The sequence below is a fragment of the Labrys sedimenti genome, from assembly GCF_034424805.1.
Taxonomy (GTDB): domain Bacteria; phylum Pseudomonadota; class Alphaproteobacteria; order Rhizobiales; family Labraceae; genus Labrys; species Labrys sedimenti.
Genome location: NZ_JAXOUF010000017.1, coordinates 13944 through 29135, shown reverse-complemented (window position 1 = coordinate 29135; position 15192 = coordinate 13944). Strand labels below are relative to the sequence as shown.

Annotated in this window: 16 protein-coding genes; 7 read left to right on the top strand and 9 right to left on the bottom strand. The window is 62.4% G+C overall.

Annotated features, from left to right (window positions below; translation table 11 throughout):
• Nucleotides 1-10: 10 nt before the first annotated feature.
• The 4 genes from U1R88_RS28435 to bla form a co-directional block, all read right to left on the bottom strand.
• Nucleotides 11-1657 carry a sensor histidine kinase gene (locus U1R88_RS28435; RefSeq protein ID WP_322434292.1) on the bottom strand — a complete coding sequence of 549 codons (1647 nt, stop codon included), beginning with the start codon at nucleotides 1655-1657 and terminating at the stop codon, nucleotides 11-13.
• Nucleotides 1654-2358 carry a response regulator transcription factor gene (locus tag U1R88_RS28430; RefSeq protein ID WP_322434291.1) on the bottom strand — a complete coding sequence of 235 codons (705 nt, stop codon included), beginning with the start codon at nucleotides 2356-2358 and terminating at the stop codon, nucleotides 1654-1656. Before U1R88_RS28430 ends, U1R88_RS28435 begins: the two co-directional genes overlap by 4 nt.
• 17 nt (nucleotides 2359-2375) lie before the next feature.
• Nucleotides 2376-3935, bottom strand: coding sequence for a DUF4153 domain-containing protein (locus U1R88_RS28425; RefSeq protein WP_322434290.1), 1560 nt, complete (start codon nucleotides 3933-3935; stop codon nucleotides 2376-2378).
• Between the two features lie 120 nt (nucleotides 3936-4055).
• Nucleotides 4056-4940: a class A beta-lactamase gene (bla, locus tag U1R88_RS28420; protein ID WP_322434289.1), complete on the bottom strand. Its 885-nt coding sequence runs from the start codon at nucleotides 4938-4940 to the stop codon at nucleotides 4056-4058.
• A gap of 98 nt (nucleotides 4941-5038) precedes the next feature.
• Between bla and U1R88_RS28415 the strand changes: the two genes are divergently transcribed.
• Nucleotides 5039-5926: a LysR family transcriptional regulator gene (locus U1R88_RS28415; RefSeq protein ID WP_322434288.1), complete on the top strand. Its 888-nt coding sequence runs from the start codon at nucleotides 5039-5041 to the stop codon at nucleotides 5924-5926.
• Nucleotides 5927-5960: 34 nt separating this feature from the next.
• Here U1R88_RS28415 and U1R88_RS28410 read toward each other — a convergent pair whose 3' ends face one another.
• From U1R88_RS28410 to trxA, 4 genes are all read right to left on the bottom strand, one after another.
• The gene (locus U1R88_RS28410) at nucleotides 5961-7163 is read right to left on the bottom strand and encodes a serine hydrolase domain-containing protein (protein ID WP_068297825.1); all 1203 of its coding nucleotides are present in this window, start codon (nucleotides 7161-7163) and stop codon (nucleotides 5961-5963) included.
• A gap of 67 nt (nucleotides 7164-7230) precedes the next feature.
• Entirely contained in the window at nucleotides 7231-7431 is a 201-nt protein-coding gene (locus U1R88_RS28405) for a Trm112 family protein (RefSeq protein WP_068297823.1), read from the bottom strand.
• Nucleotides 7432-7443: 12 nt separating this feature from the next.
• Nucleotides 7444-8103, bottom strand: a complete 660-nt coding sequence (locus U1R88_RS28400; protein WP_322434287.1) for an LON peptidase substrate-binding domain-containing protein — start codon at nucleotides 8101-8103, stop codon at nucleotides 7444-7446.
• A 127-nt stretch (nucleotides 8104-8230) separates the two neighbouring features.
• The gene (trxA, locus tag U1R88_RS28395) at nucleotides 8231-9127 is read right to left on the bottom strand and encodes a thioredoxin (protein WP_322434286.1); all 897 of its coding nucleotides are present in this window, start codon (nucleotides 9125-9127) and stop codon (nucleotides 8231-8233) included.
• A gap of 684 nt (nucleotides 9128-9811) precedes the next feature.
• Here trxA and U1R88_RS28390 point away from each other — a divergent pair.
• The 6 genes from U1R88_RS28390 to U1R88_RS28365 all read left to right on the top strand — a co-directional run bounded on the left by U1R88_RS28390 (nucleotide 9812) and on the right by U1R88_RS28365 (nucleotide 14388).
• A complete protein-coding gene (locus tag U1R88_RS28390; RefSeq protein WP_322434285.1) occupies nucleotides 9812-10702 on the top strand; it encodes a LuxR C-terminal-related transcriptional regulator in 891 nt (296 codons plus the stop codon).
• A gap of 280 nt (nucleotides 10703-10982) precedes the next feature.
• Nucleotides 10983-11498 (top strand): hypothetical protein, encoded by a 516-nt coding sequence (locus U1R88_RS28385; RefSeq protein WP_322434284.1) that lies wholly within the window; start codon nucleotides 10983-10985, stop codon nucleotides 11496-11498.
• A gap of 367 nt (nucleotides 11499-11865) precedes the next feature.
• On the top strand, nucleotides 11866-12456 hold the full coding sequence (locus U1R88_RS28380) for a hypothetical protein (protein ID WP_322434283.1): 591 nt from the start codon (nucleotides 11866-11868) through the stop codon (nucleotides 12454-12456).
• A 50-nt stretch (nucleotides 12457-12506) separates the two neighbouring features.
• Nucleotides 12507-13214 (top strand): hypothetical protein, encoded by a 708-nt coding sequence (locus tag U1R88_RS28375; protein ID WP_322434282.1) that lies wholly within the window; start codon nucleotides 12507-12509, stop codon nucleotides 13212-13214.
• Nucleotides 13215-13313: 99 nt separating this feature from the next.
• Entirely contained in the window at nucleotides 13314-13685 is a 372-nt protein-coding gene (locus U1R88_RS28370) for a hypothetical protein (RefSeq protein WP_322434281.1), read from the top strand.
• A gap of 109 nt (nucleotides 13686-13794) precedes the next feature.
• Nucleotides 13795-14388 (top strand): hypothetical protein, encoded by a 594-nt coding sequence (locus U1R88_RS28365; RefSeq protein ID WP_322434280.1) that lies wholly within the window; start codon nucleotides 13795-13797, stop codon nucleotides 14386-14388.
• A 211-nt stretch (nucleotides 14389-14599) separates the two neighbouring features.
• Here U1R88_RS28365 and U1R88_RS28360 read toward each other — a convergent pair whose 3' ends face one another.
• Nucleotides 14600-15115 (bottom strand): prolyl-tRNA synthetase associated domain-containing protein, encoded by a 516-nt coding sequence (locus U1R88_RS28360; protein WP_322434279.1) that lies wholly within the window; start codon nucleotides 15113-15115, stop codon nucleotides 14600-14602.
• Nucleotides 15116-15192 lie beyond the last annotated feature (77 nt).

Sequence of the window (15192 nt, the reverse complement as noted above, 5' to 3'; positions counted from 1 at the left end):
TCCACCTGGATCACCCGACCCCATTCCGCTTCAGCCGCAACTGGAAGCGGGCACCAGGCCCGTCATCGACATAGTCGATACTGGCGCCGCTGTTGGCGAGCAGGGAGCGGGCGATCGGCAGGCCGAGGCCGGTGCCGCCGTTGGCGCGCTTGGTGGTGAAGAAGGGCTCGAACAGGCGGCTTCGGTCGTGAGGCGGAATGCCCGGCCCATCATCAGCCACCCGAAGGTCGAGATGGTCGTCGCCGACCGCTGCCGAAATCGTCACCCTGGATGCTCCGGCCTGGCGGCTGTTTTCCACCAGGGTCGTCAAGACCGTCTCCAGGACGTCCGCCGGAATGCGCACGGTAGGCAGGCCGGCATCGAGATCGACCTCGACCTTGAAGTGGTCGTCGGAACCGGCATCGGCGATGCGCCGCACGGGATCCACCAGCGCTGTCGACACACCCTCGTTCTCATCCGCCATGTCGGCGCGGGCGAGTTCGAGCAGGCGGGCCACCAGGCGCGACAAGCGCTCGGCATCGCCCTCCGCATTGGCGATGAAGCGCCGGCGCTCCCCGGCGCTCATGGTGTCGCCATGTTCGTCGAGCAGTTCGAGCACACCGCGTATGCCGGTGAGCGGCGTCTTGAACTCATGGCTCATCGCGGCGGCGAAATCGCGCAGATAGCGCGAGCGCAGGTCGATGGCATCAGCCATGCGCCGGAAATTGTCGAACAGGGCCCGGATCTCGATGGTGGCGGTGGCCGGGGTCGGCGGCACCTCGCTGCCGCCGCGGCCGAGATGCCGGCCGACCCGGGCGCTGGCTTCGGTCAGCTGCTCGATCGGCTTGGCGATGGCCCGCGACAGCAGGCCGGCGAGACCGATGATCACGGCGAGGATGATGCCGAAACCGAGCGCGATCTTGCCGAGATCGTCATAGATGCCTCGGAACAGGGCGCGGGGCGAGCGCGACAGCAGGAGGACACCGACGGTGCGATCACCCAGCCTGATCGGCCGGGCATAGTGCACGCGGATGGCGGATGCGCGGCTGAAGACTTCGAAGGCATAGCGCGGCACGTAATCTCCGCGCCGCCGCAGGACCGATTGCGAATGCCCGCCGATGGCCGACTGGACCTCCGGCAGGAAGGCATAGCTCTGGCCCTGGAGCGGCCCGTCCGAGAGTATCGTGCCCCTGGCATCGAGGATCAACGCGCTCGCCAGCGTGGTGCGCCGGCTCTGCTCGACCAGCGGCGCGATCGCCCGAGCCGCTGCCAGCGCCTCGGCATCCGGCGCCTGCGACGAGGCGACGGGCAGCGGGCGCTGGGACAGGATCGGCATCGTGTTGAGGTCGATCGTCAGGGCCTCAGGCGTGAAATAGGGCTCGGTCGCCGAATCGTCCCGCCGGTAGGATTCGTTCGGATCGTTCTCCGTCGGGGGCAGCACCGGCGGCGGCTTCGGGCCGGGCCAGGCGAGATCGAAGGCCGAGTCGTAGACGGCGGACTGGGCGATCAGTTCCGCCTCGGTCTGGCGCACCAGGACATTTTCATAGACCCTGAGGAAGATGGCGCCGATGCCCGGCATCAGGGCGGTGAACAACAGCACCCCGATCAGGATCGAACGCAGGCGTAGCGCCGGCCAGCGCGCCTTGACGGCATCCTTCAGCCGGCTGAACAGGGTCACGCCGCCTTGCCCGCACAGGCGCCGATGCGATAGCCGATGCCCGCCCGGGTCTCGATCACGTCCTCGGCCCCCACGACCGAGAACTTCTGGCGGATATGGCGGATATGGCTGTCGATGGTGCGGTCGGTGATCGCAAAGCCGGGCCCGTGCAGGCGATCGATGATCTCGTCGCGGGAAAAGACCTTGGACGGCGTCGCTGCCAGGATCTGCAGGAGTTGGAACTCCTTGGCGGTGAGCCCCACCGATTCCCCGGCCCATTGGGTCTGCCAGCCTTCGGGATCGAGGTGGAGCAGGCCCCGCGCCAGCACCGATGCCGGCGCTGCCTGGGCCGGCCTGGCAGCCGTCCGCTTGAGGATGGCACCGACCCGCGCCACCACCTCGCGCGGCGAGAAGGGTTTCACCACATAGTCGTCGGCACCCATTTCCAAGCCGAGCACCCGGTCGATCTCGTCATCGCGGGAGGACAGGAACAGCACCGGCAGTTCGCTCTGCGCCCGGAGCCTGCGGCAGACTTCGAGGCCATCCATGCGCGGCATGTTGATGTCGAGAATGGCAAGATCCGGCTTGAGAGACAGGGCTTTCGCCAGCCCCTCCTCGCCATCACCGGCCTGGTGCGTGGTCATGCCGGCCTTGGCAAGGGCGAAGGCCAGCAATTCGCGGATATGCGGATCGTCATCGACGATGAGAATAGTGCGGGACATGAGCGATGAATGTCATTTCAGGGGGAAGGTGTCAAAGCGGGGTTCGGCAGCGCCGGATCGGACAGCGGCCCCGCCTGCTGCAGCCGCCAGGCGCCAGCCAGCGTCCATTGACGCCAATCGACCTGCTGCGCCTCCAGCCTGGCCTGCACTGCCCGCCTCAGCTCGCGCAGTTCGGCAAGATCGCGGCTCTGCGCCGCGTCGGCCGCAGCGCCGGCGTCCTTGAGAGGCAGCAGGGCGCCGGTGCCGCCGAGGCTTCCCACATAGGACATGTCTCGCCGCCCCTCCAAGGTTTGCGGCGATCCCTGTCGTTCGAGGTTCCAGCGCGCAATCACCCCCTCGAAGTTGATGAAACAGCAGACCCCGAGCACGATGGCCAGGCACAGGGCGTTGGCATTGATCAGCCACACGCCATCGCGCCGACGGGCGATACGCCATGAAATCAGCGCCAATCCCGTCATCACCAGGAAGAGGAAGATCAAGGCCGTGATGCGCAGATAGGTCAGCGAATAGGCCTCGATATAGGCGACGACGCGCAGCATGGTGGAGGCCACCAGTAGCATGGTCTGGCCGATCCACAGATAGACCAGCAGGCGAACGCTCGCCTTGCCCGCCAAAGGCGAGCCGGTCCGCAGGCAGACCAGCACGAAGCCCGCCGCCAGCAGCGCCGCAAGAACCAGGGCCTGCGTGCCGCGATGGGCATATTGGGAAAAGGTCACGCCTTCGGGAAGCTTGGCGCCACTCCACAGAAACGCGATGTCCGAGGCATTCTGGAGAGCGAACACCAGGTTGAAGGCAGCAAGCGCGATCGCCACTGGCGCCATTCCGGGCCAGGAAGGCAGGATCGGCAGCGATGCACGCGTGGAGACACCGGCAAAGGGGGGCAGGCGCAGCGGCCTGAAGCTCGCCCATAGCGCGACCACGCTCGCCAGGACGAATAGACCATGCCAGAACAGGCCTGTGCTTCCGCTCCGCAGGGCGAGCGCATCCCATAAGGCGGCGAATCCAAGGCCGATCAGGGGATTGGCGTCGGAGAACAAGAGCAGGAAAAGAACCGAGCCGAGACCGGCCACGAGCAATCCCCCGGCGATCCCACCGAGAGCGAGGCCTCCTCGTCGCCGCATGATCCGAGCGAAGCGACCTGCATCGAGCAGGGCCGCCATCGGACTGAGAGCACCGTAGAGGGGCAGGCGCACGGCCCAGGCCAGCGCATTGCCGAATTCGCCATGGCGCGGCAGCAGCAGCGCCAGCGCCAAGCCTGTCAGGAAAAGCAGGCCGGCAAGCAGGCTCGGCTCGACGATCAGGGCGAAGCCCGCAAGGCTGGCGCCGATCACCGCGAAGCGGCTGGCCCGGTTGCGGCGCATCAGGCTATCGCAGGCCAGCAGCGCGCCGAGCCAGGCAAAAGCCAGAAAGCCGATGATGCTGCCTACCTGAGGCAGGGCCTGCCCCGCCGACAGCACGAAATCGGCGAGGATGGCCAGCACGATGATGGCCAGCACCTTGAAAACGAAGCTCAGTCGAAGCGGCGAGTGGTTGCGGGCCGGCAGGGTCTGGTCCGGCGAAGCGGATGCGATCGGCATGGGTTCCTCCATGGCCGCCATCCTGCCGCGCCGATGTTCAGCCGCGATACAGCACTCGTGGCGGCGTGATGCGTACCGCGTGCAGAAATCGTGCAAGGACCCACGGCGCCCTTCCTGCACTCACGCCGGCAAATGCTCCACCACGGCCTTGGCCACGGCGGCAAGGGCGGCATTGCGGCGGTCGGCCGCCGCGGTCGTACCGGTCAGATAGGCGGCGATGAGAAGGGGCGGACTGCCAGGCGGCCAGGCGATGGCGACATCATTGGTCGAACCGCGCTCGCCGGTTCCCGTCTTGTCGCCGAAGGCCCATTCCGCGGGCAGTCCGGCGCGCAGGCGGGTATCGCCGGTTCTGCTGGCCTTCAGCCAGGCCGTAAGCTGGCTGCGCGAGTATGGCGACAGCGCCTCTCCGACCAGCAGGCGCTGGAGGTCCGCCAGCATCGCGGCGGGGCAGGTGGTATCGCGCGGATCGCCCGGCAGCGATTCGTTGAGCTCCACTTCCCAACGGTCGAGACGGCTGACCGAATCGCCGATCGAACGCAGATAACGGGTCAATCCGGCCGGCCCGTCCACGGCTTCCAGCAGGAGATTGCCGGCCAGATTGTCGCTCACGGTGATCGCCGCCTCACAAAGCTCCGCCAAGGTCAGATGCCCGCCGGCATGCCTGGCCGTTATCGGCGAATTGGGCAGCAGCCTGGCAGCCTCGATCGGGACCTGGCGGGACAGTCGTTCTTGCCGCTGGTCGACCCGGGCAAGCACCGCGGCGGCAACCAGCAGCTTGAAGGTGCTGCAGAGCGGGAAGAGCTCGTCCGGTCGATAAACCAGCCGCATCCTCGATTTGAGATCGAGAGAGGCAACGCCCAAGCGTCCGCCCACCTCGCCTTCGATCCGCCTGATTGCCCCTGCGAAATCCGTCGAAGCACGCGATTCGGCCGCAGGAAACGCGACGCCGAAAGGCATCAGTAACAGGGCTGCACCCGCTCCAACCATGAAATTACGTCTGGTCATGCCAACTCCTTACATCGTTCGATGTCAGGATGGCCGCAGTTTGAGCAGGGGACAAACGATGATAAATCGCCTCAGACCTGAGAAAAATTTGGGGGTCCATGATCCGTTCGCATCTGCCTCTCAATGCCTTGCGCGCCTTCGAGGCGGCGGCGCGTCATCTCAGCTTTACGGGCGCCGGGCTGGAATTACGGGTGACCCAGACCGCTGTGAGCCACCAGGTGAAAAATCTGGAAGAGATCTTGGGCGTGCACCTGTTCCGCCGCCTGCCGCGCGGCCTCGCCCTCACCGAGGAAGGCCAGGCGCTCGTCCCAGTCCTCAACGAAGCTTTCGGGCGCATCGGTGCCACGCTCGACCGCTTCGAAAAGGGCCATTTCCGCGACGTGGTGACAGTCGGCGTGGTCGGGACCTTCGCCGCCGGCTGGCTGCTGCCGCGCCTGCGGTCCTTTGGCGAGACGCACCCTTTCATCGACCTGCGCATCCTCACCAACAACAACCGCATCAATCTGGCAGGCGACGGCCTCGACTATGCCATCCGCTTCGGCGACGGTTTGTGGCATGGCACCGAGGCGACGCTGCTGACGCCTGCCCCGCTCTCGCCCATCTGCGCGCCGGCTACGGCCGAACGGCTGCGTCGGCCGGCGGACCTCGCCGGTGAATTGCTGTTGCGGTCCTATCGCGAGGACGAATGGCAATTGTGGTTTGCCGCAGCGGGGGCAACCGGTCCCGCAACCCATGCCGTCGTCTTCGATTCCTCGGTCACCATGGCCGAGGCGATCGCCCAGGGCATCGGCGTCGGCCTGTTGCCGGCGGCGATGTTCTCGAGTCCCCTGGCCAGCGGCCGGCTGGTGCGTCCCTTCGAGACCGAGGTGCACGCCGGTTCATACTGGCTGACTCAACTCAAATCGCGCCAGCCTTCGCCCGCCATGCTGGCGTTCCGAGCCTGGCTCCTGGCAGGCTGCCAGACGGAGACAGCATTGCCGGCGTGACATCGAAGCGCCGCCGGCGCTGCCCCCCCCCCCGTTACGCCAAGGCGTCGCGGATCGCCCGGACCGCCGCCAGGCTGGCGCGCGTCCGCGGTGCGTGCAGGAATTCCGGCCAGCTCGACAACACCACGGCGGCAAACTCGCCGACGGGATCGATATAAATGAGCTGCCCGAACACGCCGCGCGCCATATAGGCCCCGCGCTCGACATCCTCGATCCAGAACTGGTTGCGATAGGCGCCCCGAGGGAGAATGTCGCGATAGACGCCCTGGAAGAGATCTGGCCGAGCGGCAAAACGCGTGTCTTCCAGCCAGGAGGACGGAAGGAGCCGCCGGCCCCCGATCTCCCCGCCGCCGAGATGCAGTAGGGCGAAGCGGGCATAGTCCCGCAGCGTGGCATTGAAACCGCCGTCGGCCAGGCCATAGCCGGCGGGATCGACGGTGAAATAGGCATCTTCCTCGGCACCCATCGGTGCCCACAGCTCTCGGCTCACCAATTCGGGGAGCAGCAGGCCCGTGGCGCTCTGCAGCACGAAGGCCAGCACGTCGGTCTCGACGGAACGGTAGTTGAAGATGGCGCCATGGACACTTTGGCTGGCCTGGAGCTGCAGGATCAGCTCGAAGACATGGGTCGGCCAGCTGGGGTCCTTGCGGGCCTTCCAGCCGCTGGCCACGTCCATCTTGGCGATGTGCGAATCGAGCGCGGTGTAGGTTTCGTCGAACACCACGCCGGTCGTCATGTCGAGCACCTGCTGCACGGTGGCGCCACGATAGGCGGTGGCCTCCAGTTCCGGCAGATAGAAGGTAACCGGCGCGGCCGGATCGAGCACGCCGCGCCCGATCAGGATGCCGGCAACCGTGCCCACCACAGATTTGGCGACTGACTGCGACAGATGCTGGCTGTGGCTCGTCATGCCGTTGAAATAGCGCTCGGCCACCACCTTGCCGCGGTGTAGCACCAGAAAGCCGTCGGCGTAGTTCGCCTCGAAGAAGCTACCGACCGTTGCCGGCTGACCGTCGCTTTCGAAGGCAACCCCGTCTATGTCCTGCAGCGCGACCGGTAACGCCGTGGCTGGCCCCGGTCCACGCCAGACCTGCGCCGTCGGCACCAGTTCCCGCACATGCTGGAACGACCAGCGGTTCCATGGTGCCCGGTCCCAGTCCTCGCGCGGGATGGAAGCGGCGCCGAGAACGGTCGGTTCCTGTGTCGATCCTTGGAGCTCCGGCGGGCTGTCATACATTCTTTGCGTCTTCCTTTCGACTTCGGGGCAAATGAACGGAACGATCCGATCTGTTCGATCGCCCGTCCTATTCGATGATCCTTGCCTCCTCGGGCAACATGATAGGGAAACCATCCCGGATGGGATAGGCCAGCTTGGCGGCGCGCGAGATCAGCTCCTGCTTTTCCGCATCATATTCCAGCGTCGTCTTGGTGAGAGGGCACACCAGCAATTCCAGGAGCTTGGGATCGGTCAGCGGCGGTGGGCGATGCGGCGGCGGCGTGGGCATCGGCACTCATCCTCACTGCAGCGGCGTATCGGAGCCGTCGCCGCTCTTGGCCAATTCGATCTGCGTGATAGCGACCAGGATCTCGGCACGCTCGCGCAGGCACGAAGCTTCGAGCAACGCCTGTTTCTCGCGACGCCCGAACGGGCTCATCATCGACAGCGCATTGACCAGCGCCTCGTTGGAGGCTTCGTGGATGTCGTTCCAGTCGACCTGGAAGCGATTGACGGCAAGATAGGCCCGTAGCGTATCGATCAGGCTCTTGCGGTCGACCTCCTCCTCACCCGCACGCGGGGTGAAATCGATGGCGAAGGGCTCGGCCGTGATACGGCATTGGCGGTAGGCCGTAGAGACGGTTTCTTCCGACAAGACCTTGAAGCGCGAAATTCCGGTGAGCTGGATGAGGTAGCGCCCATCGCCCGTCTCGGCGAATTGGGTGAGACGCCCGACGCAGCCGACCTGGAACAGGCGCGGCACCGTCTCGTTTTCCTCGTCCTCGGGCTGAATCATACCGATCAGACGCGGTCCCTTCAACACGTCGTCGATCATGGCCAGGTAACGCGGCTCGAAGATGTTCAACGGCAGCTGGCCACGCGGCAGCAGCAGGGCGCCGGCCAGGGGGAAGACCGGAACGACAGGAGGCAGATCGGCCTCCGTCTTGAACAAGGGATGCATCGGCTGCCATTCCTCAAACGGGCCTGGAGGCCGTCATGGCCCAAGCATGGGACATGACAGTTTCTCGAGGTCGCGGCCGCGACCTCCAGGCGTTATCTTACGGCCAGCTGGCGGGCCGCGTCACTATTTATGAAAACAGGATCGACGACAGTCGGCGGCGACCATAGATGGTGTTCTCATCCATCGGGCCCCAGGCCTCGAAGAACTGCACGAGCTGCTTGCGCGCGCCATCATCGTCCCATTTGCGGTCGTGCCGGGCGATGTCGAGCAGTTGGTCGACCGCCTCCTCGCGCTTATTGGCAGCGGCGAGGGCCAGGGCGTAGTCGAACTTGGCCTGAAAGTTCTTCGGATCAGCCTCGACCTGGCGTGCCAACCCCTGGAGGTCGCCGACATCGCTGGCTTGTTCGGCCAGTTCCAGTGCGGCCCGGGCGCTGGCGATGAGGGGATCGTTCTCCTTGCCCTTGGGCGTAAGCGAAAGCGTGGCCTTGGCCTGATCGAGCTCTCCTGCGGCAAGCGCACAGCGCGCCAGGCCGGCGATCGCCTTCAGGTTCTCGGCGTCCTGCTCGAAGATCTGTGCAAAGAGCTGAGCTGCCGCCACTCCATCGCCTTCGTTGAGCAAGGCTTCGGCCTCGGCCAGCAAGGCCTCCGTGTCCGGATCGCCACCGGGACCGGCGATCCTGGTGATGAACTCCTTGATCTGGCTTTCAGGAATGGCCCCCATGAAGCCGTCGACAGGCTGCCCCTTGGAGAAGGCGAAGACGGCCGGAATCGATTGAACCCCCAATTGCCCGGCGATCTGCGGATGTTTGTCGATATCCATCTTCACCAGCTTGACCTTGCCCTTGGCTGCAAGCACGGCCTTCTCCAGGATCGGCCCCAATTGCTTGCAAGGGCCACACCATTCGGCCCAGAAATCGACCAGCACCGGCTGCTTCATCGACTCCTGGATCACGTCGGCCATGAAGGTCTGGGTGGTGGTATCCTTGATCAGACCGTTGGTTCCGGCAGCATCGTTGCTCATCATTCCTACCCGCTTGGAAAGCTTCGTCCGCGGTTAGATGGGGGCAAATCGCCGCGAAGGCAACCGTCGAGCGCGCCACACCGTACGAAACAATAGATTTCATCTTGCTTGTTGCGAGAATGGAACAGATGGAACTCCATACCTATTTTTCGTCAACAACCCCCGAAAGGGGTAATGGCGGCAGTCAACCACCAGCAAAACGCCCCCGTAACATATTGAAGAGCACCACAGACTGCCGCGTATAGAAAGAAAAGATTGCTGCCTATACGCAGGCGACCATCTGGATATTTTTGATGATTAAAGTTTTTTAATCGTATTCGGAAACTTCACTCAAATCACGGCGAATTCACGCCGCCCTCAATATAACCTACATACACGAACCGGGAAGGCTGAAAATCGCCTTTTGCCTCAATATGATACCTTTTGGTGTTGACGATAGGGAAGGCTCCTTTCGGATTAATCCCAAAAGACTTTCGCGAATAGTCGTTTCTGTGAGATAAATGACACATCGCGATAATCAATATTCTGGCATCCTATTATTCGTGAATCGTTTTACTTTTCGAGCCCCGCGACAAAGAATTTCGTGGTGGCCGATGAAGGTGGCTGCGCGCGACAACCGGCCGTTCAGGTCGGCAACGCAGAATAGCCGCACAAGTGTAATGGCTCACACCCTAACGACATATTAGGGTGAAAGCCCAACCCACAAGAAGACTTGTAGAGGAAGTAACGCCAGAACTTTCAAGAGGCCAAATCATGAGTCATCACGTCACCTGCAATGACATGCTGGATTGCCATGATCATAGACAAGCCGAGCCAGGCACGTTGCCTGTTGTGGACCGCAAAGTCGTCTTGCTGATCGAGAGCCGTCCCCTGCTGGGCGAGATCTTTTCCCATGCGCTCAAGGAGGCCGCGGACGATATCGATGTCCGCATCATGGGCGCTCCCGGAGAAGGCGGCACACAGGCCTCGCTCGCCATACTGAGCCTGGTACAGCGCAGCACGGATCCGCTCTTCATCGCCTTCGTCATTCAGCAATTGCAAACCCGTATCGGCAAGCTGCCCCTGCTGGTGGTTACCGACAACAGCGATCCTGCGATCGGACGACTGATGGATGAGGCCGGCGTTCATAGCTGGATCACAGCCTCGATGGGCTTCAATGCCATGGTGAGTGCGATCCGGCAGGGCCTGTCGCTGCCAGCGCGTGAGGAAACGGCTGCTCAGCCCATCTCCTATGCGAGCGCACCTCCCCTGTTTAAGGAACCACCGTCGAGCGCGCCCAAACCGCCGCCCGAACGTCACTTGCGTTCCGACATCCATCTCAGCCTGACCGACCGCGAGATGGATGTCTTGAGTCTGCTCCAGAAGGGCAAGCAGAACAAGATCATTGCGCATGCCCTCAATATTTCCGAGAGCACCGCGAAGGTCCATATCCGCAACATCATGCGCAAATTCCATCTACGCAACCGGACCGAAGTCGCCCTGATGTGCGGCAGCCAGATGCGCGCGCCCGGCACCACCATGATGATCGGGCCCGATTGCGAAGACAGCCAAATGGCCGTTCCTGCCATCGCCTACTGACGACGGCCACAAAAGACGTCCGATGGACCGAGCTGGGTGTGTTGGGGAACTCTGATCCAGCCGTTCCACGCCTTGAAAATTTTCCTCTCGAACAATCCGGGGCTTTTGAGCTGCATGGCGCGCATTTGCGTCGCTGCGCGGCAATATTTGCCATGCTTAAATCGATTTTTAGTATATCGCCCTTGATTTAATACTCCTTTGTACTAATTCCAATAGACAAGTTTCTCTACACTGAAAAATCAATAAGCTTAAAACTGTAATCACCGCGGGCTTAAAGCAAATGCTTCTGCTGATTACAGCCTTAAGCACCTCACAAGACAGACTGAGTGGAGAAACCATTATGAAATCGCTTCTCATCGCATCCGCCCTGATCCTGAGCGTCTCCAGCGCCGCGATGGCCTTCAGCATCGGCAGTGGCAATGGCAACGGCAACGGCAATGTCGGCTTCGGCAACGGCAACGGCAACGGCAACGCCAATACCGGCGCCTTCAACGGCAACGGCAACGGCAACGGCAACTGGGGCGCCCTCAACGGCAACCTGAACGGCAACGGGAATGCCGGCGCCGTCAACGGAAACGGAAACGGAAACGGAAACGCCGGCATCGGCAACGGCAACGCCAACGGCAACGGCAACGTCGGTCTCGGCAACGGCAACGCCAACGGCAACCACAACTTCGGCTTCGGCAACGGCAACGTGAACGGCAATGCCAACTATGGCATCGGCAACGGCAACGTGAACGGCAACCACAACTGGGGTGCCTTCAGCGGCAACGGCAACGGCAACGGCAACCAATAAGCCTTGCTTGCTCTCAGGGAGCTGGCCCGGCTTTCCTCCCGGCCCTCGGTCAGCTCCCGCCTTCCCTGGCGTTCAGCGTTCACTGCTCGAGCTCTGAAATCTGGATGCGGCAGTTCTCCTCCCTCCCTGCTCCGGCGTAGCGTCCCGCGGACGGCCGACGGACGAGGATCCCGCATCCAGGCCTTTCCGGCCGGGCGCCAGGCGGTTCGACCCGACAGACGAACCGCTCCGAACGCTCCGTGCAGGTCCAGTCAGATTGCATCATGGACGGGCCGCGGCAGCGACAGACCGCACCGCCCGATCATCGAACACGCCTCCCGACATCGGCGGCCAGGCTGTTTTTCTAGTCGCAAGAAAGGACAGTATCATGCGCACCCTCCTCACGCGGCTGCTGCTGAGTGCGGCACTGGTCTGCACCCCGGTCCTCAGCGCCTATGCGGGATTCGGCAACGGCAACGGCAACGGCAACGGCAACACCGGAACCGGCAATGGTAACGGCAATGGCAACGGCAATTCCGGCACCAATAACGGCAATAACAACGGCAACGGCAATACCGGAACCGGCAATGGCAACATGAACGGCAACGGCAACACCGGAACCGGAAACGGCAATATGAACGGCAACGGCAACACCGGAACCGGCAACGGCAATATGAACGGAAACGGCAACACCGGAACCGACAATGGCAACTATAACGGCAATGGCAATACCGGCATCGGTAACGGCAACATGAACGGTAACTTCAATACCGGCATGTTGAACGGCAATTACAACGGCAATTTCAACACTGGCGTCGGCAACGGCAACATGAACGGCAACGGCAATTACGGCATGGGTGATCCCAATGACCCGAATCCGCCCGCCGGCGTGACGGTCACGGCAACCAGCAACAAGGTAAAGACCATTGCCGATCGAGCCAGTTGTAACATCATGAACAACGGCTGCACCTCGCATTGAGGTGAAAACCACCACGCGCCTCCCAAAACCAGGAGGCGCAACTAACCCCATTGAGGGCAACGATCATCCGGCAATTGCCAACACCGCTCGCGTGGCGCGTGACACCTGGGAAGCGAGGTATGTCGCATGCGCGCCTGCCTCCTGCCACCTCAAGGGATCGGAACACAATCAAGGGAAGGCTCGGCCTTTCCCGAACCCAGTCCAGGAAAGGTAGAACCATGAGAATAACCCTGCTCCATGCGGCGTTGTACGCCGCGCTCGTCTGCACCTCGATCTCCGCAGCTCACGCTTTCAGTTACGGAAACGGAAACGGAAACGGAAACGGCAATGTCGGCGTCGGCAACGGCAATGCCAACGGCAACATGAATACCGGCATCGGCAACGGCAACGGCAACGGCAATGGCAACTGGGGCGGCTTCAGCGGCAATAGGAACGGCAACGCCAATAGCGGCCTCGCCAATGGCAACGGCAACGGCAACGGCAATTACGGGCTCGGCAACGGCAATTACAACGGCAATGCCAATACCGGCACCTTGAACGGCAACGCCAATGGCAATGGCGCGCCGGACGCCAACGGCAATATCGGCTACGGCAATGGCGGCACCGGCAATATCGGCGCCTATAACGGCCGCGGCAACTCCAGTTCCACCAGCGGCAACAACAATATCGGCGCGCTGAACGGCAACAACAATGGTGGCATGTTCAACGGCAACGGAAACGTCGGTTCGTTCAACGGAAACGGAAACGGCAACCCATAGGAGGCTGCCGAGGCAGCTTCGGCCGGATCGACTGCTGGGTCGGTCCGGCCTTTATGGTTTATACTGAACCACGCCGTCCCTGATCACAGGAATGCAACCATGATCGCAGACCTCGATATCGGCTGTTGGCAGACTCCCGCTACCCCGCAGGTTCCGGCGCTTTCCCGCTGCCATGTCCCAGGCCCGCAGCACGGGGCATCTCAAATCCGGATACTGCGGAGAGATGATGTTATCCTTGTTCAATACAGTGTTGGGCAAGGAAACAACAACGGCAACGGCAATACCGGCAACTTTAATGGAAATTTCAATCAAGGAAACAATAACGGTAATTTCAATTCTGGTAACGGAAACGGAAACTGCTTCACAAGTGACAATAACGAAAATCACAACGAGGCAACGTATAGCTGGGACTACAAGCGTCTCATGAAAGAACTTCAACGCTGCGGCATTACTCCCCGTCAGGTTCCTTAGCGATAAAATATTGTATTCATTGCGAAAATCACATTTGTAGCGTAGCCTCCTGTACACCTCATAGACTTTCCAAAAGTTTGTGGGCGTGTTTGTGTTTGGGGGAACGCATATGAAATCGCTTGCGAAGGGTATTGTCTATTTCTTCACCATCGTCATCTTCCTTACCGCTGCCTCGCTGGCACAGGCCCAGAACGGAACTAACAACGGCAATAATTCCGGCGACGGATCCGGCAATGGCAATGGCAATGGCAACATCACCGGCAATGTCGGCGGCGCCACGCTGAACAATCGCGATCGACGCCAGGCTCCCGCGGCGTTTGCCCCGGGCCTCGCGGCGGCCGGCATCGAAGCCTGCCTCGGCAGCGTCAGCGTCGGCGGCTCGGGAGCCGGCTTCGGCTTCAGCTTCGGTACCACCAAGCTCGACCAGGGCTGCAACATTCGCCTTTTTGCCCGCACGCTGCAATCCATGGGCTATCGCAGGGCTGCCACCCAGATGCTGTGCTACGACGCCGATGTCGCCGGCGCCCTGGCAACGGAAGGCATTCGCTGCCAGGTTGGCCCCAGGGCCGCATCATCGGCCGGCGTAGCCGGCGTGCAGCAACCGGCCCAGCGCTATGCCCGCGGTGCCACGGTTGCCCCAGCCGCCTATGCACCTCGCCGCAAATGCATGAAGTACGATATATTCCGCGGCTGCCTCGACTGAACGGGATCATGCCCGTCGACGACCCGACGGGCTTTCCGAACCACGCTGGCACAGGAAGTCGGGCTTATGCCAAGAGTCATGGTCGATGACTCTTGGTTCCTTCTGACGGTTTTCGCCAAATCCTCGATCCAGCGCTCAATGCCCGGATGCAACGGCGTCATCGAGACTCTGAATCAGGACCGGGCGCGCATCGATGGAACCGCGCCTGGCCTCAGGCATCCGCCTGCTGTGGCAGCGAAACGGCAAGGATCCTGGGCTCGTGCCCGGTAGCACGCAGGAAGGCAATGAGGTCTTCGCGGGCGATCGTGGTGGTCTGCGTATTGACCAGCGGGTGATGGTTGAGTTGGTCGTTCTCGAGCAGCGCCTGATCGAGCACCACGGTCACCTGCGCTTCGGTATCGTTGATGGCGCCGAAGGGCGTGACGGCTCCCGGCAATACCCCCCAGACCTGCGTCAGCAGTTCGGCCGAGCCGAAGGACACCTTGCCCTGGGCGCCGATGATCTCGTGGATGCGCTTGAGATCGACGCTGGCATCCTCCTCCAGCACCACCAGGAACAGCCTGCCCTTGCGGTCCTTCAGGAAGAGATTTTTGGTGTGACCGCCGGCGATCTGGCCGCGCAGAGCCTTCGAATCCTCTACCGTGAACAGCGGCGGATGCTCGACGGTCGTCACGGTGATGCCAAGCTTGGCGAAGAAAGCGAACAGGTCGTCAGGCGTGGCCGGCATGGTTCGAGGTCTCCTGGAAAGGACCCCTGACTAGAACGACGGGCTGGCCGGCGCAAGGCTGACCGGCCAAAGTAAAA